The organism is Tenacibaculum sp. TC6 (assembly GCF_050606265.1).
Classification (GTDB): domain Bacteria; phylum Bacteroidota; class Bacteroidia; order Flavobacteriales; family Flavobacteriaceae; genus Polaribacter.
In genome coordinates, this window is record NZ_JBOCUK010000045.1 from 1 (window position 1) to 20,048 (window position 20,048).

Below are 20,048 nucleotides of genomic sequence, written 5' to 3' on the forward strand. Positions count from 1 at the left end.
TCTTTTTGAGTACGTTTTACATGTTTGTTTTTCATGACACTTAATTTTTAGTGTAACGCTATTTCAGGACGGGACAAGATATATAATAAAAAACCTCGCTTAAAGCGAGGTTTTTTAGTTTAATACAAATATCCCATTTTACCTTTTTGATAATCTCGTAATGCTTCCATAATTTCTGTTTGAGTATTCATTACATATGGTCCCCATGAGGCCACTTTTTCTTTAATAGGTTCACCAGATACTATTAACAAGGTACTTTCCTTTACTGCTTTTATACTTATCAATTCTCCATCTTGATGAAATGTAAGCATTTGTATAGCTCCCTTTTTTAAGGTTACTTCATCATTTACCAATACCTCTCCATCTAATAAGTAAATTAGAGATTCATGAGTTGTTGGTATATCAACTGTTATTTCTCCTTTTTCATTAGCGTACCCTGTAAATACATTAACCGGTGTTTGTGTCGTTATAAGTCCTTTTTTAACACCTTGACTTCCGGCAACTATTTTAAGTTTGAATGTTTTATCCTCATTTTCTATAACCGGTATTTCTTCACTTTTAATATGTTGATAATTGGCCGGTATCATTTTTTTTGCTGCCGGTAGATTTAACCAAAGCTGAATACCTTCTAGCTCTCCTCCTTTTTCTACAAACTCCTTTGAAGGGCCTTCTGCATGAATAATACCTCTTCCTGCTGTAGTCCATTGTACATCTCCGGCTTTTACTAACATTTCATTTCCCAAAGAATCTCTATGCAATTGTTCTCCTTTAAATAATAACGTTATAGGTTCAAATCCTCTATGTGGATGAGGCCCTAAATCAAAAGGGTTATTAAATACACTTATGGCATAGGGTCCGTAATGATGTAATAATAAAAACGGATCAACCATCGTAATTCCTTCTGTAGGCAACGGTTGTCTTAATCTAATAGGCCCCATATTTACTAGTGGGCTACTTACTTTATCTTTTATACTTTTTTGTTTCATTTTTTATATTTTATTTTCCAAGGAAAATATTTATTCAAAAATCTCGGTTCTTTATATTCACATGCTATATACATATAACAATAATAAATTACCTGATTTTATCTAATAATTGACTGAGTTGTTCTGCTTCTCCTTCAGAAAGATTATCCATAAAGTCAAAATACAAATTGTTATCTATAGTTTTTAACAATTCTAATCCTTGATTGGTTATCATAATATACACCACTCTTCTATCATGCTCACAACGTGTTCTATCAATCAGTTTTTTATCACATAACTTATCCATTAAACGTGTAGCATTAGGAGCACGCTCAATCATTCTGTCTTTTATAACTTGAACTTTAATAGCCTCTTTAGCTCCTCGTAAAATTCTAAGAATATTATACTGTTGCGGAGATATACCAAAAGGCCTAAAAAATTCATTTTCCTTACTGGTTATCCAATTTGCTGTATATTTTATATTAATAAAAGCTTTCACTTTACTATTTGGAAAATTTGAGTTTATATCTTTTGAAATATCCCCCATGTATATATTTATTTATCCTCTTAGATTTAAATCTTTCATTACCTTATTAAAAGTCTCAGAAGTTGGAGTTAAATACACTTCATCATCTATAAATAATGTTGGGTATTCTATTGCTCCGTCATACAGTTCTTTTGTATGTTTATTGGCTTCTGCATCTTCTAAAACATCTTTATATACAAAAGGTATTTCAGTAGATTTTAAAAAGTTTCTATACGCTACACTGTATGCATGACCTTTTTTACCATAAAGGGTAATTTTCATTGATTTTCCTCCTTTCTTATTTTTATGCAAAATTAATAAACCTTTAATTAATCTCCAAGGAATATATTTCTATCGTATATATTAAGTTAATACATCAGAATATTCGCGAGTTTTATCAAAAACAGCTTTTGCAAAGGGGCATAAGGGAATCACCTTAAGCTTATTGCTTCTTAAAAAATCTACTGATGCCTCAATTAATTTATAACCTACTCCTTTACCTCTAAGACGATCGCCAACTTCGGTATGATCTATTATAATCTTGTCATTACCAGCTTTAGTGTATGTCATATGTGCCTCTCGCTTCCCTTCAACTTCAATATAAAACACACCTTTGTTCCCGTTTTCTTCGTGTTGTACTGTCATAATTACCCTACAAAGTTTACGTCATTATGTTTACCATCACAAAACGGTTTATTAGAAGAAGCCCCACATCTACAAAAAGCAGTTACTTTAGCTCTTTTTTCTATTGTTCCGTCTGAATTAGTTATATGTACATCTCCCATTACCATTAGCGGTCCATTTTGCATACATTTTACCTCAATTTCTTTAGAAGCATTTTCTGGTTCATTTTTCATTTTATAGGATAATGCTCCGGATGGGCATTCATCTATTTGCTTTTTAATTCGGTTTGTTGTAGCTCCTTCCATGTTTACCCATGGTCTGTTTTGAGGATTAAAAACTTGTAACAAACCTTTCCAGCATTTTTTAGAATGAATACATGCATTAGGTTTCCAAAAGACAGTCATGTCATCATTTGCGTACTCTTTGGTAATTTCTTTATTGTCAGACATAATTTATTGGGTTTTGTTAGTTAATTAATAGTTTTAAATTTTACAGTGCTTTTTCTAACATAGTTACAGCTTTTTTAAGTTCAATTTCTTTATCGTTTTCAGAGATTTTTGAGTCTTTAAAGTTTTCATAAAATTTGGGTAGTGAATAATCCGCTACTACATTAGCTCCCATGTGTGGAAAAGTTCCCAGTGCTGCTGCTAAAACGCTTGCACCTCCTCTTCCTCCTGGAGAAGTTGCCATTACCAAAACCGGTTTGTTTCTAAACACTTCTCTATTTTTTCTAGAAGCCCAATCAAATAAATTTTTAAATGCTGCCGCATAGGAACCGTTATGCTCTGCTAACGACACTATAAAACCATCGTATTTATCAAGCGTTTCATTAAAAAGTGAAGCTCCTTCCGGATATTCATTTTCACGTTCTTTATCTTCACTAAAAATCGGAACTTTATAATCGTTCAAATCAAGTACGTCAAAAGCTGTGTTTTCTAAATTTTGAGCCGCATATGAGGCTAATTGTTTATTAATTGAAGTACTACTAGTACTACCAGCAAAAGCTGCTATTTTTTTCATTATATACTACTTTTATTGTATTGAACTTAGGATAGGTGTTTCTCCTTTTACCATTTTGGCTACAGGACATTTTCCGGCAATTTCCAATAGCTTTTCTTTTTGTTCTTTAGTTATTGACTTTTCAAAAGATATTTCTTCTACCAATGTTTTCTTAATTCCTTCTGAAGTTAACTCTTCTTTTTGATGAACTTTCACCTTAATTTCACCTAAATCCCACCCTTTACGCTCTGCATACATTCTTAATGTGATAGATACACAACCTCCAATAGCTGTTAACAGATACTCAACAGGAGTTGGAGCACTATCTCCTCCTCCCACATCTAAAGGCTCATCAATAACGGCAAAATGGTTACGCATTTTTGCTTCAGCTACATATTTTTTATTAGTTAGCTTTACTTCTGATGTTACTTGTTTAGCCATTTATTTTTTTACTAAAAATATACGAAATAATTAATAATACCATTGCCAATACAGCTCCTAACTGCTCACCATCACCAATCATTACATGTGCAAAAAATGCTAAAATAAAGGCAAAGAAAAAGCCTGCATACGCCCATTCATTCAAAAACTTTCCTCTAAAGAACCATAATGCAACTAAACCAAGAATTTTTGCAACTCCGTACGGATAAATAATATATGTGGGATATCCAAAATTTTTAAACATTCCGGCAATCACATCATGATTGAAAAAGTACATTCCGGCTGACATTAACATTAACAGTGTTAACAGTCCTGTTGATGTATAGAAAATAATTTTATTTTTTTTCATTACTAAATGTTGTTTTAATTTCTATACAAAGATACAAAAAAATATTTACCATGGAATATATTATCTAGGCGAATTATTTTTAAAAACTTTATTAGAATACAATTATTTTAAATAAGTTTACACAAATATTTAGAGAACTACAAGAGCACATTATCCTTAACCCTCTAATTTAATGAATTATAACATATAAAAATCAAGTATTCAAAATACATTATAAGATGAACAACTTTACAAATCCCATACATTTTGTTTCATACAAAGAAGAGTATGCTACTCATTTTTATGAGCTTAATATTGAATGGTTAAAAACATTTTTCTATGTTGAACCTTTTGATGAGGAAGTATTAAGCAATCCTGAAAAATACATCATACAAAAAGGAGGACATATTTTCTTTGCTAAACTTAATAATGAAATTGTTGGCACTGTGGCCTTGATGCCCAAAGACGGGATATACGAGCTGACTAAGATGGCGGTTTCTCCAAAACACAGAGGTTATAAAATAGGACAAAAATTAATGCAACATTGTATAGATTTTGCTAAAAGTAATAACCTAGAAAAACTTATTTTATATTCTAATACAGTATTAGAAAATGCTATTTATATTTATAAAAAATATGGTTTTGTTGAAATTCCTGTTGAAGAAAATTGCCCTTACGAACGTTGCAATATAAAAATGGAACTTCATTTATAAAAACTCCATCATTAATTAATGATGGAGTTTGACTTCAAAATAATATAAAATTTATTACTTACAATAAATGATATATGTTTTATTTAAAATTATATTCTCAATAAAAAATTAAGCAACTACAGCTTCCTTTGATTCGAGTTGTTTACTGCTATCTTTAGTTTCAAATTGACCCGAAGTATTTTTAACTCCTCCGGCTTTTAATGCTTTATCTCCGGCAAAAAATGTTTTATGATCATCTCCTAAATCTGATCCTGCCATTCGTTGGTGTTTTACACATGAAACTCCTTTTCTAATTTCTTGCCTTTGTACCCCTTTTACATAAGCTAACATTCCCTCTTCTCCAAAATACCCTTCCGTTAAATCATTCATATGAAGTGCAGTAGTATGGTACGTTGGTAATGTTATAAGATGATGAAATACTCCTGCTTCACGAGCGGCATCCTGTTGAAAAGTTTTTATTTTTTCATCTGCTCTAAAACATAATTCTGTACCATCATATTGAGCATCCATTAAATTATTTCTATCATATCCCGTCATATTTTCTCCCTCATGAAGCATCTCTTCATACACTTGATTTCTAAAATTCAATGTCCAGTTAAAAGACGGAGAATTATTATATACCAATTTAGCATTAGGCACTACCTCTCTTACTCTGTTTACCATATGAGCTATTTGTCCTACATGTGGCGTAGGCGTTTCAATCCAAAGTAAATCAGCACCATTTTGTAAGCTCGTAATACAATCTAACACCACTCTATCAATATTAGATCCTTCTTTAAACTTATATAAACCGTTGGCTAACCTAACCGGACGAACTAATTTTCCTGATCTTTTTAATAATACTTCATTATTTTTTACTTCCTCCATAGTTACCTCTTCACACTCAACAAAATCTAAATATTTTGACGCTAAATCTCCCGGCTCTATACTTACCGGTAATTTTTGAGTAAGTCCTGCTCCTTCAGAATCTGTTCTGGCTACAATAATACCATTATCAACTCCTAGTTCTAAAAATGCATATCGTATAGCGTTTATCTTAGCTATAAAATCTTCATGAGGTACTGTTACTTTTCCGTCTTGATGTCCACATTGTTTAGCATCTGATACCTGATTTTCAATTTGAATAGCGCATGCTCCGGCCTGTATCATCTTCTTGGCTAGTAAATAGGTTGCTTCTTCATTACCAAATCCTGCATCTATATCTGCAATAATAGGAACAATATGCGTTTCAAAATTATCTATTTGCTCTTGAACATCTTCTCCATTTTCAAGTCTTCTAAACAAATCATTCAATTCAACAGCATCAGCCTGACGTAAAAAATTATAAATTTCTTCAATAAGTACCGGTACAGCAATTTTTTCATGCATTGATTGATCTGGTAACGGTCCAAATTCAGAACGTAATGCTGCAATCATCCAACCGGATAGGTATAAATATTTTTTATCGGTAGTTTTATAATGCTTTTTTACAGCTATCATTTTTTGTTGCGCCACAAAACCATGCCAACATCCTAAAGATTGTGTATAATTAGCCGGATTTTCATCATATGCCTGCATATCTTTTCTCATAATATCGGCTGTATATTTTGCGATATCTAACCCTGTTTTAAATCGGTTTTGAGCAACCATTCTGGCTGCATTTTGAGTAGTTATAGCTTCCCATGTACTTCCGTATTTTTCTTTAAGGCTTCTTACTGTTTCTAGAGCAGAATCATAACTAGTTTTTGCTATATTTTTCATAATTTTGTGGTAATTATAAGTTATTAATTTAATTTGATAATTTAGCCCTGAAAATGTGGCAGCATTTAAGGGCTTTTCTTTTTATAAATATTGATAAGCCGGTAATGTTAAAAACTCGACAAAGTTGTTTGATAATACTAGTGAGTCAAATAATTCAATTGCTTCATCAAAACGTCCTTCTTCAAACTTTTGCTCTCCTATTAGTTTTTTTATGTTATGAATTTCATCGTTTTTAAACTCTTCATATAATTCAACGGTAAACACTCTTTCATCTTCAAGTTTTATATTCTTATGCAACCATTGCCATACTTGAGTTCTGGAAATTTCCGCTGTAGCAGCATCCTCCATGAGATTATATAAAGCTGCTGCTCCATTACCGGATAACCAACTTTCTATATAAAGAATTCCTACATTTATATTATCTCTAATCCCCTGTTCTGTAATGGTTCCTTTAGGTAATTCCACTAAATCACTTTCCGTAATCACTACATCTTCAAGTTTTTTATCTATTTGATTGGCTTTTGGCATATGAGTATTAAACACTTCCATTGCCACCCCAACAAGCCCCGGATGCGCAACCCAAGTACCATCATGTCCATTTTTTACTTCTTGTTCTTTGTCATTTTTAACCTTTGCATAGGCCAACGCGTTAGCTTCTTCATTATTTTTTACAGGAATTTGCGCCGCCATTCCTCCCATAGCATGTACTCCTCTTTTATGACATTGTTGTATTACTCGTAACGAATAGGCTTTCATAAAAGGAGTTTGCATAGTAACCTGACTTCTGTTAGGAACCACAAAGTTTCTATGTTTTCTGAACTTTTTTATGTACGAAAAAATATAGTCCCAACGTCCGCAATTCAAACCAGCCATATGATTTCTTAATTCATACAGTATTTCATCCAGTTGAAAACTCGTCGTTATCGTTTCAATAAGCACAGTTGCTTTTATGGTGTTTTGTGGAATTGTTAAATAATCTTGAGCAAAAACAAAAACATCATTCCACCAACGAGCTTCTAAATAATGCTCTAGTTTAGGTAAATAGAAATAAGTTGCCGATTGTTGCTCTAATAAATTATGAATATTATGAAAAAAATACAATCCAAAATCAACCAATGCTCCACTCATTTCAACACCGTTAACTTTTATGTGTTTTTCATTAAGATGTAACCCTCTTGGGCGTACAATTAATACGGCTGTTTTATCTTGTAATGTGTACTCTTTATTTTTACGTCCATCAAAAAATGATATTGTTTTTGTAACCGCATCTTTTAAATTTAATTGCCCGTTTAAAATATTTTGAATCGTTGGTGAATTACTATCTTCAAAATCAGCCATAAACGTTTTTGCTCCGGAGTTTAAAGCATTAATAATCATTTTTCTATCAACCGGTCCGGTTATTTCCACTCTCCTATCTAACAAATCCTCCGGTAAAGGTTTGCATACCCAATCAGCATCTCTTATTTCTTTAGTTTCATTAGGAAAATTTGGATAATTTCCGACATCAAAATAGGCTTGATAAATCTTTCTATCTTCTAATAATGATAATCTTTTGTCATTAAATTTAGTATGTAATTCGACTAAAAAACGCAATGCTTCATCCGTTAATATTTCCGAATATCTATCTGCATTAAAACCTATTAACTCTACTTCTCTTGTAATTGATTCTGTATTCATGATTATCATTTTTTAAATTGACACAACAATGATATAAAATATTTTTGAACTCCACAAGCGAACGTTCGCTATTTTTACAAAATTTTTAAAATTATTTTATTCGCTAATATTTCCTATCTTTGGTTTATGCATATAGAAGACGAGTATATTCGATTGATTTTTGGATTAAAACTGAAGCAAATCCGAACTGAAAAAAAGCTTTCACTTTTTGGTTTAGCAAAGCTTACTGGACTTTCAAAATCGTATTTAAATGAAATTGAAAAAGGGAAAAAGTATCCTAAGACAGATAAAATAGCGTTACTTTCTGAGTACTTAGAAGTGCCTTATGATCATTTAGTTTCGCTTAAACTTGATAAAAATTTGGCACCTATTGGTGAAATTTTAAAATCAAAAATTTTGAAAGAGATTCCTTTAGATCTTTTTGGTATTCAGGAACAAAACTTGATAGATATTATTGCTAACGCTCCGGCAAAGGTTAACGCTTTTATTAGTACTATTATTAAAATTTCACAAAATTATAATCTTACTCGTGAAAGTTTTTTCTTAGCTTCATTACGTTCTTACCAAGAGGCACATAACAATTATTTTGATGATATTGAAGAGCATGTTGAAGCATTTGCCAAAGCATATCACATCAACTTGCATTCTATGATTAATTCTACTGATTTAGAAGAAATTTTAATAGAAGAATTTGGCTATACTATAGATAATAAAGAGTTAAATAAACATGCTAATTTAACTGAGCTTAGGAATATTTATATTCCCGCTAAAAAAACATTATTGATAAGTAATGATATTTCTGAGGCGCAAAAAACGTTTATTTATGCAAAAGAACTTGCTTATAATTTTTTAGCTATTGAAAACAGACTATACACATTTCCATGGGTGAAATTTGATGATTTTGATCAGGTTTTAAACAATTTTATAGCCTCTTATTTTGCTGGCGCCCTTATTATTCCTAAGCAAACATTAGTGACTCATTTAGATGCTTTTTTTGAACTAGAAACTTGGCAAGCGGAAAAATTTAATCAAGTTATAAGTAATTACAACTGTTCTGCAGAAACATTTTACCAACGATTAACCAACATACTTCCTAAATTTTTTCATATTAAGAATTTATTTTTCTTACGTTTTACACATAAAATAGACTCTCCTAAGTTCAAGTTAACAAAAGAACTGCATATTACCCAACAGCAAACGCCGCATGCCAATAGAAATAATGAGCATTACTGCAGGCGTTGGGTTTCAATTAATTCTATTAAAGAGTTAGAGAAAAATACCGAAAATACATCGTTAGGTGTGCAAATTTCATCTTATGAAAATACAGATAATCAATATTTAGTAATCTCTTCTGCTACACCTGATCCTTTTAAAAAAGAAATGAACAGAAGTATCTCTATTGGGTTATTAATGTCGCCTCATTTAAAAAAGAGATTAAAGTTTATTACTGACGCTTCTATAAGTACTAAAGAAGTTGGTATAACCTGCGAAACATGTTCTATTCAAAATTGTAAAGAACGGGTTGTAAATCCGTGGAGATTAGAAAGGCAAAAACAGTACGAAGATATTGACACAACCGTAACAAACATACTAAACACTTATTCTTAACATAAACCAGTGAATGTTGAATTGAACTTTATAGACTAATTTCTTATTTTAGCACTCGCTTACAAACAACGATATACTATTTATGGACCTTACCTTTAATAAAAACGAAGATCACAACAAACTTTTAGCATCTGATTTACGCAGAAGATTAACCAAAGTTAAACTTGGCGGCGGACAAAAACGCATAGATAAGCTTCATGAAAGCGGAAAAATGACTGCCCGAGAACGTATTGAATATTTATTAGATAAAAACAAACCATCTATTGAAATTGGTGCTTTTGCTGGTGAAGATATGTACCCTGAACATGGCGGATGTCCTTCTGGTGGTGTTGTGGTTAAAATTGGTTACATAAAAGGAAAACAATGTATAGTTGTAGCCAATGATGCTACCGTAAAAGCCGGTGCTTGGTTTCCTATTACCGGAAAGAAAAACTTAAGAGCTCAGGAAATAGCTATTGAAAACAGATTACCTATTATTTATTTAGTAGATTCTGCAGGAGTGTATCTTCCTATGCAAGATGAAATTTTTCCGGATAAAGAGCACTTTGGACGTATTTTTAGAAATAATGCTGTTATGAGTAGTATGGGAATTACTCAAATTGCTGCCGTTATGGGAAGCTGTGTTGCCGGAGGTGCTTACTTGCCTATTATGAGTGACGAGGCTTTAATTGTTGATAAAACCGGAAGTATATTTTTAGCCGGTAGTTACTTAGTTAAGGCTGCTATTGGTGAAACTATTGATAATGAAACTTTAGGTGGAGCTACTACACATTGTGAAATTTCCGGGGTAACAGATTATAAGGCTAAAGATGATAAAGATGCTTTAGACACCATAAAAAATATTGTAGATAAAATTGGAGATTACGACAAGGCGGGATATAACAGAAAAGAATCGTTTCCTCCTAAAGAAAAAGAAGAAGATATTTATGGGATTCTTCCAAAGGCACGTCATGAGCAATATGACATGTTAGAAATTATTAAACGTTTGGTAGATAACTCAGAGTTTGAAGAATATAAGGAGGGTTATGGTAAAACAATTATTACCGGATATGCTCGCATAGATGGTTGGGCTGTTGGTATTATTGCCAATCAACGTACTTTGGTAAAAACCAAGAAAGGTGAAATGCAGTTTGGCGGGGTAATCTATAACGATTCTGCCGATAAAGCCACTCGCTTTATTGCTAATTGCAATCAAAAAAAGATTCCGCTTGTTTTTTTACAAGACGTAACCGGTTTTATGGTCGGTAGTAAATCTGAACATAGTGGTATTATTAAAGACGGAGCTAAAATGGTAAATGCTGTTAGTAATTCTGTTGTTCCTAAATTTACTATTGTAGTTGGTAATTCTTATGGTGCCGGTAATTATGCCATGTGCGGTAAGGCTTATGATCCTAGATTAATTGCGGCATGGCCTAGCGCTGAATTAGCCGTTATGAGTGGTGCTTCAGCTGCCAAAGTATTATTACAAATTGAAACAGCCGCTCTTAAAAAGAAAGGAGAAGAAATAACTCCTGAAAAAGAAACCGCGCTTTTTGATAAAATTAAATCCAGATACGACAAACAAATTTCTCCATACTATGCTGCTGCAAGGTTATGGACAGATGCTATTATTGATCCGTTAGATACAAGGAAATGGATTTCTATGGGAATTGAAGCTGCTAACCACGCTCCTATAGAAAAACCTTTTAACTTAGGTGTGATTCAAGTTTAATTCAATATAACAATAGTAAAAAGACTATTAAGAATGAAAAAGAAGCTTATAGTAGGTATCGTTATTTTACTTATATCGTTTATAGCTTACCAAATATATATTTTTACTACGGCAAGTGAAGATAATATTAATCCTATTTATTTAATTCCGGATGATGCTGTTTTCATTGTTGATACTGAAAGACCTATTGATACTTGGGATGAAATAAGCAATAGTAATATTTGGAAACACTTACAGAAAAATGAATATTTTAGCGAGGTTACTGAGAATTTAAATAATCTTGATAAGACTTTCAGAGAGCAAAAAAAGCTTGTTCAGTTTATTGGTGAACGAGATCTTTTAATTTCTGTTCATGTATACAAACCTAAAAGTTATGGTTTGTTTTATACGGTAGATTTACAAAAGTTATCTAAGCTTAATTTTTTACAAAGCTCTATAGCAAAATTAGCCGGTGACACTTTTAAAGTAACTAAAAGGCAATATAAGAATCATGAAATAATTGAGCTTTATGATAAAAAAGAAAGAGAAACCTTATACATTTCTTTCATCAAAAACCAACTTATAGCTTCTTATACACATATTTTAGTAGAAAAATCAATAGATCAATACAACAATCCGATAATAGGAAGAGATGTTAATTTTATTGAAATTAACAAAGAAACACCTGAAGATGGCTTTTTTAAATTGTTTATTCAATATAAATATTTCAACAAGTATCTTTCCTGTTTTTCAAACCAAGTTAACTCTGATGTATTAAAAACGATAGAAACCTCTTGGTTATACTCCGGTTTTAATATCGGATTAAAAGAAAGTACTATTATTCAGGCAGAGGGTTTTACTAATTTTGATTTAACTTCTGAAAGCTATTTAAGAGCTCTTCAAAAATCAGGAAAAAATAAAAGAACTATTGCTAAAATTGCCCCTAAAAATACGGCTTTATACCTAAGTTTTGCTTTTGACAGCTTTGATACTTTTTATGAAAACTTTGAGGCGATTAAAGAAGAAAATGAAGAAGGCTTTAAAGCATATACCGATCAGGTCTCTGACATAGAAAACATGTTAGATATTAACCTTAAAGATCATGTTTTTAGCTGGATTGGTGACGAAATAGCGCTCTTACATATTAACGATGCTATTTCAAGAAAACAAAAAGATGTTGCTGTTGTTTTTAAAACTAAAGATTTAGAAAAAGCTAAAGAAAACCTAAACTTTATTCTAAGTAAAATTAAAGAGGAAACGCCTTTAAAGTTTAAACAAATCAGTTACAAAGGGTACGAGATTAATTTTTTGGATTTAAAAGGCTTTTTTAAAATGTTAGCAGGTAATTTATTTGCTAAAATGGAAAAACCATATTTTACCATTATTGATGATTATGTTATTTTTAGTAACAGTCCAAATACATTAAAAGAAATTATCAATACTCAGCTTATAGGTTATACTCTTGCTTCCAGTGAAAAATTTTTAGAATTTAACAATCAGTTTGATGAGGAATCCAGCGTTTTTGCTTATATAAATACGCCATATATTTATGATGATTTACTAAGTTTTGCCGATACTAAAACACAGCAACAAATCTATAAAAACAAAGATTATATTATTTCTTTTTCACAAATAGGATTGCAATTGATTTCTAAAGGAAATTATTTTGAAAACTATTTAACGGTCAACTATGAAAATCCTGTTGCTTTACACAAACAGTTAGCAGAAGATGCTAACTTGAAGGAGCAGCTTTTACAGGAACTTTCACAAAAAAAAGACACTACTGAAATTGTAACAGAAGATACTATTTTTAATCTACCGGAAATTTACCCGAACGACTTAAGTGCTTCAGAGTTTGTTAAAAAGTACAGTGATGGTACTATTCATTTTTCTGTAGAATTAAAAGACGGATTGAAGCATGGGGATTATAAAGAATATTACCCGAACGGACATTTAAAATTAACCGGAACTTTTAAAAAAGGAGTTCAAACCGGTACCTGGAAAGCTTATAGTGAAAAAGACGAAGCACTTTTGTTTAAAAAGCGATTTTAATTTAAGAGTTTTATACGATTTATGTTTTTCATTACGAATGGAATGTAGTGGAGTGACGTAATCTCATGAATAATAGTAACTCAAAACCTTGAAATAGCTCACATTTATTCGAGATGGCGGTAGTTAAAGAAAGATTGCTTCGTCCTTCCCTCCTCGCCATGATTATACTAAAAACCTTATTACGATCAAAAATGGCAAAAGAGCTAGAATTTGAAGTTGTTGTAAGTAAGTGATATCTATAACGAAAATGGCAACTAGCAGTACACGAAAAAATTATTCGTAAACCGTATTATAAGTTTAACGATGACATGAGAATGCTTTCTTAAATTCCAAAAAAATTACAAAAGACTACAAAGTCTCTTTTTATGGCTTAAAAAAAACAACCAACCAACAAACACACATGACACTCATAATCAAACAATTAAAAACCACAATAAATTTTATTTAAAAAAATCATTTTTAATTAGGGGTGCGTACATAAAATACGTCTTGGTACTTAGAAGTATAAACTTATAAAAATTAAAAAAAATGAAAACAATTTTTAAATTATTGTCTTTATCACTAATTTTATTAGTGTCATCTTGTAATAACAATGAGGATACATTACAAGCCCCCGAATCTAAAAATGAAACCTCTTCGTTTTATGAAAATTTACTTAAAAAAAATGAATTTAATAACACATCCGGAGAAAATAATCAAAGAGCATCTGAATCAAATAATAACGTATTAGGTTCATGGCAACTTGTTTATGGAAATAGTGGAACAAAAATTGACAACTCTGAATTAGAAACTGATGATATAATTTTATCATTTGCAAGAGTTGGTGATAACATTTTTTTCACTGAAAACACAAAAGCATGCAGTCTTATACCTAATACTACCACCCCACTTTCTTTTGGAGAAAATAACGGTATTGGATTTCCAAATCTTTTTTTAACTAGAATTTTATGTCCTACCCAAAATACTACTGCTCTAGTTACTACATTAGAAGAAACTAATAAATATTACTTTTATAATGGAAGCTATGGACCACATTTAATTTTAGATACTCCTGATAATAAAAGATTAATTCTTAAAAAAATAGTGGATACTAATAATTATAATCTAAATGAATTATTAGTAGGTACTTGGGAATTCACAAATGTTTTCCCAACCAGTGAACCTAACAGACCAGCAGCAAAAATAGTAGGAGAAAAAGCAACTATAACAGTTGGTTCTAATGGAAAGTTACAATTGGTTCCTAGTTTTTGCTCTCAACCATTTTTTATTTTTAACACATTTAGTGCTACTGTAAATAGTAATAACATTTCTGCTCTTGTTAGATTAAATGCTTTTTATTTAGAGAGAGATTACTGTGATGCAAGAGAACTTTTATCTAAAGTAGTAAACGGAGGAGATCATAGCTCTAGTAAGGTTGCTTCAAGTTTTTATTATGATAGTAATACGAAACATTTTGTTATAAGAGATTTTAATAAAGTTTTAGATTCTGAAACATCTGTAGTATTAAAAAAAGTGTCTAACGCAACTACTTTTTAACGACTAACAAAAGATCATTTTTAAACAAAGATTATTAAAAATTATCTTTTAAACCTTCAAAGAGATTCTTTGAAGGTTTTTTATTTGTGGTGTAAGATTTTATAAATCATTTGTATTTTTTACATTTGTCTACTTTAAAATTTTATTAGAAATGGGAAGAGCATTCGAATTTAGGAAAGCTAGAAAAATGAAACGTTGGGCTGCAATGGCAAAGACCTTTACTCGTATTGGTAAAGAAATTGTAATGGCTGTAAAAGAAGGTGGCCCTAACCCAGAAACAAACTCTCGTTTACGTGTTGTAGTTCAAAATGCCAAAGCAGCCAATATGCCTAAAGACAATATTGAGCGTGCTATTAAAAAAGCTTCAGACAAAAATACAGAAAACTATAAAGAAGTTCTTTTTGAAGGCTATGCTGCGCATGGAGTTGCCGTTTTAGTAGAAACTGCTACCAATAATAATAACAGAACAGTAGCCAATGTAAGAGCTGCTTTTAATAAGTGTAACGGAAACTTAGGTACTTCCGGTTCTGTTGCTTTTATGTTTGATCATACGGTAAACTTTAGAATTAACGAAAGCTCTTTACAAGTAGATTTAGAAGAATTTGAGTTAGAAATGATTGAGTTTGATGTAGAAGAGGTTTTTAAAGATGAAGATGGTATTTTAATTTATGCTCCTTTTGAACAGTTTGGTGCCATTCAAAAACATTTAGAAGAAAACAATATTGAAATTCTTTCTTCTGAATTTGAAAGAATACCTACCACTACTACAAAATTAACTACTGAACAACAGGAAGACGTTGAAAAGTTATTAGAAAAGTTAGAAGAGGATGATGATGTAAACAACGTTTACCATAGTATGGAAATGTAAATCATTAGCAATAATACAAACACATTTAAAAAAGCCTTTCTGTAATAGAAAGGTTTTTTGCTTTTAATGCACATTATTATCTACTCTTCTTGTTTTTAAGTTGCCGACGGTAGTTTTATAAATACCATTGATTACTTTAAAGTTGCCAACGATTACTTTATAAATGCCATTGGTTGTTTTGAAGTTACCAATGATAGTTTTACAAATGCCAACAATTATTTTTAAATTGCCAACGTGAATTTTATAAATACCATTGATTGTTTTTAAAATGCCAACGGGAGTTTTATAAACACCAACACTTGTTTTTAGATTGACAACAGGAGTTTTATAAATGACATTGATTGTTTTGAGTTATTAGTAGTTGGCTTTTGTTATTCATGAGAAGTTTTTAGATTCTTTATAGGGTTATAAAAAAAATCCGAAGATTTATTACTAAAGTTCTTCGGATTAAAATTAACATGAAATGATTATTTAGTTTTATCTGCCTTTAAAGCTTATTTTTGATATGTTTTTGTACTCAGGTGCCGTTGCTCCGTATATACTTTTTACATATTTTTTTACATTTTGGACAGTATCATACAACCCTGTATTGTTTGCATACAAAATGGTATCTCTTTCTATAAGTTTGGTATTTAACAATGCTTCTGTTTGATTTACCATTTGTGTTGTACTTACCAGTGTTGCATGGTAGGTGTTTAAGTTTTCTAACTTTAACTCATCTTCATTAGGCGTATATCCTGTTACGCTTGTTATGATTTGTAATAGTTTTGAAAAATTGTCTGCCAACTGTGTAAATGACTGACGTGATGTTGATACTGTTTTAGTTTCTGTCTCCGGGTTTTCTGTTGGTGTTTTTGCTTTTTTTGTTGCTCCTTGAATGAGCCTGTTTATAGCTTTGGCTTGCTCAAATTGCCCTTCTTCTAAATTGAGTATATCTAAGTGATTTACAATTTTTGTTGTTAGGCTTTTAAGATTGTCAAAGGCTTGTTTTCTGTTGTGAATAGCAATTTTGTTGGTGCTTCTTTTTTCTTCTGTTTCGTTTACAATGGCTAAGGCGTTGTTGTAAAGCGTGTTTAGATTTTCAATTTTTAAGTTTTCAATGGGCGGATTGTAGGACGTGTAAACTGTTACTTGCTCTATTAATTTTTGTAGGTTGGCAACATTTTTTGAGTGCCCTGTTTCATAGGTTTTGCTCATCTTTTTCATTTTTAAAATTTAACAATGCTTAAATGTAGTAGTTTTTATTTTTTAACCACCACACAAACAACCCATTAACACATTTTTAACTTATGTTTGGTTGCTAGTTATTAGTTGGTGGTTGTTAGTTTTTGGTTTTTGGTTGTTTTACGGAAACCCATAAAAAAACAGCCGTTTTATAAGGGTAAACCCTGAGTTAAAAACTAGGGATAACAGGTATTGTATTTTTTAAAAAAAGCCAGTAAGTTTGGCAGGTAAAATTACTGTAACAGCTTAATTACCAAAAACAACCCTCCCCGCTTTAATTGTGTTTTAACTACTTATATTTACGCTAGTATTAATTTAAAAATAACGTAAATAATGAAAAAAGTAGTTATAATTTTAGGTGTGGTGTTTACTATAGGTTTATTAAGTAGTTGTACAGATAATTCACTTGATGATATTGAAAAAAATAGAACAGTTTATAATGTCGATAAAACTAAAATCGTTCGTCCTGGGGAACAAGGAGGAAACTAAAAAAGAATTAAAAGTTAGTATAAGAACTACTGGAAGTATATTAGTTGCCTTATCTGGTTTAATTTTATTTACTGATAAGGTAGCTAACTTCCAATTAGACAACAACTTTGGCTTTCCTGATACTGAAACATTTTTATGGGTTTTATGTCAAAGTTTATCCCCTATTTTAATACTTATAGCCTCTCTATTTAATCCTTACAAAACTTCATATACTATTCCAGTATATATATATTCAGTTCAAATGTATTGGATTTTTCAACCTAATGTAACTTTTGATAATATTTATTTACAAGCCTACGCAATAGGTGCGTGTATTGGGTATTTGTTATTGGCATTTTTAATTTTCAAGATTAATTCAATAAAGAAAAAGCAGGAATTAGAAATGTTACGCTTTCAAAAAGAAGCTAATGAAACCATAGAACTATTAAAAAAAGAAATTTTATCTGAAATAAATTAAACCGTTGTTATGAACAAATTACAAAAACTTATCAATTTAAAATATCAATTAAAAAATAAAAGTATTGATAATATAACTGCATTAAAAGAGCTTCATACTTTAATTAATACAAATGACAAATTAGTTTCAGAATTTACTGTTTATAAGGATGAACTAGATAAACTTTTAAAGATAAAGGAAAAGAAGGCGGATCTTTTAGATAAAATGAATTTTTTAAATGAAAATAGTAATGATATTATGGAGTTTTTAAGTTTAGATGAAGAACAATTCAAAAAAGTAAAAAACTTTGGTTATCAGTTAATATAATTTTTAATGCCCTTCAAGTTTATTTTTTAGTAACTTTTTAAGTGTTTCATTTTTTTCTTCTGCTCTTTTTGAAGCTACCCATATGGCAAAGTTTTCATACTTCATTAACTCCTCTTCATGTAAATAAATGGTTTCTATAACTTTTAAGGCATCTTTTTCTGAAAGTTGGCCTTGAGTATCTGAAACAGTAAGTGTATTTTGCTTAAAAAAATTAATAAGTACCGGAAGTTTTGATTTAGGAATTACGCCTCCATTTTCATAATTATAAATGGTGTTTTTACTTAAACCAAGCTTTTTACCCAGTTCTTCTTGAGATAAATTTAGTTTTTTCCTATTCTGTTTTAATTCCTCTCCAGTCATGTAACACTTTATAACTATTATTAATTAATAAAAATCACAATATTTTGATTTTTTATTTGTGTAATCACAATATTGTGATTATATTTGTCTCATCTAAAACAAATATAGTTAAATCAATACGATTAGCAACAGTACTTATTACGTACTGCGGTGAAAAATATTGCCATAAACTAACTTATTAACAACAAAAAGTAAATGAACTAAAACACCTAAAATTAATACTACTAATACAATTTTTAATTACGAATGATGAATTATCTATTTTCAAAATAAGGTACTGTACTAATGTAAATTAGTTTTATATGAAAAATATACTTGTACCAACGGATTTGTTAGCAGATGTATGTGAGTGATTTTTTGAAATACCATGATGCGGGGGCATTGTGTATTTTACCCCAAGGTTAGTGTTTTATAAATTAAGAAGGGGTTTGTAAAACTTAACTAACCTTAATTTTCCCTTGACCTACCAACCTTAGGCGTGTTTACGGTTAGGACGCGCCTTTGTGTTGGTTAATTTACAGAATTATGAATTATGAATTATGAATGATGGATTGTGAATTATGAATTGGAGGTACGGAATTTACTTTGGTTATCACCCGTAAAACGTAATTATACAAACATTACCTATATACTGTACTCGTACCAAAAGTATGTAAAAACCTTACTAAAAGTAAGTCGTTGACTTACTGCTTTTATTTTTTAACCCCATACTTTTAACAAAAAAATTATTAATTAAATTTAAAATTATGAAAAATTTAAAGAAGCTTTTTAACCTATCGGTTATTTTAGTAACCTTGCTATGTACATTAAACAGTTGTAAACATGAAGAACAAATAGTTACACCTCCTGCTAAGGCTGTTACTACAGAATCTACCTCTACCTATGCTTATAGAAAAAAAGAAAAACTACCCGAAATTTTACATGTTTTTGAACCTATTTTAACTCACGCCTCGGTAAAAGCACAACTTAATTCTGCTTTATACACCAAAACGCCTGCCATGGAATTGACTGACTTACAGGGCAGCAAAACCTACAGTATACTTTTACCTTTAAAAAATACCAGTGATTATGAGTTTTATAATTGGGTTATAGAGAAAAAGAATGACGACACTTTAAGCACCCCTTATGTAAAAAAATACACTACGCCGTATAAAAAAACTACCTTACATAAAGTAGTTAATAATACATGGACGATACAAACCTATACCGTAGGTGAGTTTTTAAGTAAGATGGATGGCACTTTAAAAAGAGGGGGTGAAACCCCTTGTAGTGAGGTTACTATTGATGATACTCAATCTTCTTTTTCTTTAAGTGACCCAGACGGTACTGTTGCCAATTATTTTTCACCCAGTGGTAATTTAATTAAAATAAACACTTCTTTTACCCCTGTTAAAATTAAATCTTTTCTTTGCGTTACTACTGTAAAAACAGTTAATTATAGTTGT

Annotated in this window: 22 protein-coding genes; 10 read left to right on the forward strand and 12 right to left on the reverse strand. The window is 30.8% G+C overall.

The window, feature by feature from the left end; all coding sequences use genetic code 11:
• Positions 1–119: 119 nt before the first annotated feature.
• The 8 genes from ACQY1Q_RS16000 to ACQY1Q_RS16035 all read right to left on the reverse strand — a co-directional run bounded on the left by ACQY1Q_RS16000 (position 120) and on the right by ACQY1Q_RS16035 (position 3,904).
• Complete coding sequence (locus ACQY1Q_RS16000; protein ID WP_431006339.1) at positions 120–986, reverse strand: pirin family protein; 867 nt, start codon at positions 984–986, stop codon at positions 120–122.
• Between the two features lie 88 nt (positions 987–1,074).
• A complete protein-coding gene (locus ACQY1Q_RS16005; RefSeq protein ID WP_431006340.1) occupies positions 1,075–1,512 on the reverse strand; it encodes a MarR family winged helix-turn-helix transcriptional regulator in 438 nt (145 codons plus the stop codon).
• 12 nt (positions 1,513–1,524) lie between these two features.
• Complete coding sequence (locus ACQY1Q_RS16010; RefSeq protein WP_431006341.1) at positions 1,525–1,773, reverse strand: glutaredoxin family protein; 249 nt, start codon at positions 1,771–1,773, stop codon at positions 1,525–1,527.
• Between the two features lie 81 nt (positions 1,774–1,854).
• Entirely contained in the window at positions 1,855–2,136 is a 282-nt protein-coding gene (locus tag ACQY1Q_RS16015) for a GNAT family N-acetyltransferase (protein WP_431006342.1), read from the reverse strand.
• 2 nt (positions 2,137–2,138) lie between these two features.
• Positions 2,139–2,564, reverse strand: coding sequence for a (4Fe-4S)-binding protein (locus ACQY1Q_RS16020; RefSeq protein WP_431006343.1), 426 nt, complete (start codon positions 2,562–2,564; stop codon positions 2,139–2,141).
• Between the two features lie 40 nt (positions 2,565–2,604).
• On the reverse strand, positions 2,605–3,135 hold the full coding sequence (locus ACQY1Q_RS16025) for an NADPH-dependent FMN reductase (RefSeq protein ID WP_431006344.1): 531 nt from the start codon (positions 3,133–3,135) through the stop codon (positions 2,605–2,607).
• 12 nt (positions 3,136–3,147) lie between these two features.
• Complete coding sequence (locus tag ACQY1Q_RS16030; RefSeq protein ID WP_431006345.1) at positions 3,148–3,555, reverse strand: OsmC family protein; 408 nt, start codon at positions 3,553–3,555, stop codon at positions 3,148–3,150.
• The gene (locus ACQY1Q_RS16035) at positions 3,548–3,904 is read right to left on the reverse strand and encodes a DoxX family protein (RefSeq protein WP_431006346.1); all 357 of its coding nucleotides are present in this window, start codon (positions 3,902–3,904) and stop codon (positions 3,548–3,550) included. The genes ACQY1Q_RS16030 and ACQY1Q_RS16035 overlap by 8 nt, the downstream gene beginning before the upstream one ends.
• A gap of 218 nt (positions 3,905–4,122) precedes the next feature.
• On the opposite strand from ACQY1Q_RS16035, the gene ACQY1Q_RS16040 reads away from it, so the two are divergent.
• Positions 4,123–4,596, forward strand: a complete 474-nt coding sequence (locus ACQY1Q_RS16040; protein WP_431006347.1) for a GNAT family N-acetyltransferase — start codon at positions 4,123–4,125, stop codon at positions 4,594–4,596.
• Between the two features lie 108 nt (positions 4,597–4,704).
• On the opposite strand, the gene ACQY1Q_RS16045 is transcribed toward ACQY1Q_RS16040, so the two are convergent.
• A complete protein-coding gene (locus ACQY1Q_RS16045) occupies positions 4,705–6,336 on the reverse strand; it encodes an isocitrate lyase (protein WP_431006348.1) in 1,632 nt (543 codons plus the stop codon).
• A gap of 81 nt (positions 6,337–6,417) precedes the next feature.
• Entirely contained in the window at positions 6,418–8,013 is a 1,596-nt protein-coding gene (gene aceB, locus ACQY1Q_RS16050) for a malate synthase A (protein WP_431006349.1), read from the reverse strand.
• A 126-nt stretch (positions 8,014–8,139) separates the two neighbouring features.
• Between aceB and ACQY1Q_RS16055 the strand changes: the two genes are divergently transcribed.
• The 5 genes from ACQY1Q_RS16055 to ACQY1Q_RS16075 all read left to right on the forward strand — a co-directional run bounded on the left by ACQY1Q_RS16055 (position 8,140) and on the right by ACQY1Q_RS16075 (position 15,767).
• The gene (locus ACQY1Q_RS16055) at positions 8,140–9,621 is read left to right on the forward strand and encodes a helix-turn-helix domain-containing protein (RefSeq protein ID WP_431006350.1); all 1,482 of its coding nucleotides are present in this window, start codon (positions 8,140–8,142) and stop codon (positions 9,619–9,621) included.
• Between the two features lie 82 nt (positions 9,622–9,703).
• Positions 9,704–11,332 carry an acyl-CoA carboxylase subunit beta gene (locus ACQY1Q_RS16060; RefSeq protein WP_431006351.1) on the forward strand — a complete coding sequence of 543 codons (1,629 nt, stop codon included), beginning with the start codon at positions 9,704–9,706 and terminating at the stop codon, positions 11,330–11,332.
• A gap of 33 nt (positions 11,333–11,365) precedes the next feature.
• Complete coding sequence (locus ACQY1Q_RS16065) at positions 11,366–13,363, forward strand: DUF3352 domain-containing protein (protein ID WP_431006352.1); 1,998 nt, start codon at positions 11,366–11,368, stop codon at positions 13,361–13,363.
• Positions 13,364–13,891: 528 nt separating this feature from the next.
• Positions 13,892–14,899: a hypothetical protein gene (locus ACQY1Q_RS16070; protein WP_431006353.1), complete on the forward strand. Its 1,008-nt coding sequence runs from the start codon at positions 13,892–13,894 to the stop codon at positions 14,897–14,899.
• Positions 14,900–15,050: 151 nt separating this feature from the next.
• The gene (locus ACQY1Q_RS16075; RefSeq protein WP_431006354.1) at positions 15,051–15,767 is read left to right on the forward strand and encodes a YebC/PmpR family DNA-binding transcriptional regulator; all 717 of its coding nucleotides are present in this window, start codon (positions 15,051–15,053) and stop codon (positions 15,765–15,767) included.
• Between the two features lie 477 nt (positions 15,768–16,244).
• On the opposite strand, the gene ACQY1Q_RS16080 is transcribed toward ACQY1Q_RS16075, so the two are convergent.
• Positions 16,245–16,964, reverse strand: coding sequence for a hypothetical protein (locus ACQY1Q_RS16080; RefSeq protein ID WP_431006355.1), 720 nt, complete (start codon positions 16,962–16,964; stop codon positions 16,245–16,247).
• 360 nt (positions 16,965–17,324) lie between these two features.
• Here ACQY1Q_RS16080 and ACQY1Q_RS16085 point away from each other — a divergent pair, with 360 nt between their 5' ends.
• The 3 genes from ACQY1Q_RS16085 to ACQY1Q_RS16095 are packed head-to-tail and all read left to right on the forward strand — an operon-like array spanning position 17,325 to position 18,243.
• Positions 17,325–17,480: a hypothetical protein gene (locus ACQY1Q_RS16085; RefSeq protein WP_431006356.1), complete on the forward strand. Its 156-nt coding sequence runs from the start codon at positions 17,325–17,327 to the stop codon at positions 17,478–17,480.
• Positions 17,431–17,937, forward strand: coding sequence for a hypothetical protein (locus tag ACQY1Q_RS16090; protein WP_431006357.1), 507 nt, complete (start codon positions 17,431–17,433; stop codon positions 17,935–17,937). The genes ACQY1Q_RS16085 and ACQY1Q_RS16090 overlap by 50 nt, the downstream gene beginning before the upstream one ends.
• Before the next feature lie 9 nt (positions 17,938–17,946).
• Positions 17,947–18,243 (forward strand): hypothetical protein, encoded by a 297-nt coding sequence (locus tag ACQY1Q_RS16095; protein ID WP_431006358.1) that lies wholly within the window; start codon positions 17,947–17,949, stop codon positions 18,241–18,243.
• Positions 18,244–18,246: 3 nt separating this feature from the next.
• On the opposite strand, the gene ACQY1Q_RS16100 is transcribed toward ACQY1Q_RS16095, so the two are convergent.
• Positions 18,247–18,603, reverse strand: coding sequence for a helix-turn-helix domain-containing protein (locus tag ACQY1Q_RS16100; RefSeq protein ID WP_431006359.1), 357 nt, complete (start codon positions 18,601–18,603; stop codon positions 18,247–18,249).
• A 746-nt stretch (positions 18,604–19,349) separates the two neighbouring features.
• On the opposite strand from ACQY1Q_RS16100, the gene ACQY1Q_RS16105 reads away from it, so the two are divergent.
• Positions 19,350–20,048, forward strand: a 699-nt coding sequence (locus ACQY1Q_RS16105; RefSeq protein ID WP_431006360.1) for a hypothetical protein, incomplete at its 3' end; no start/stop codon positions are given.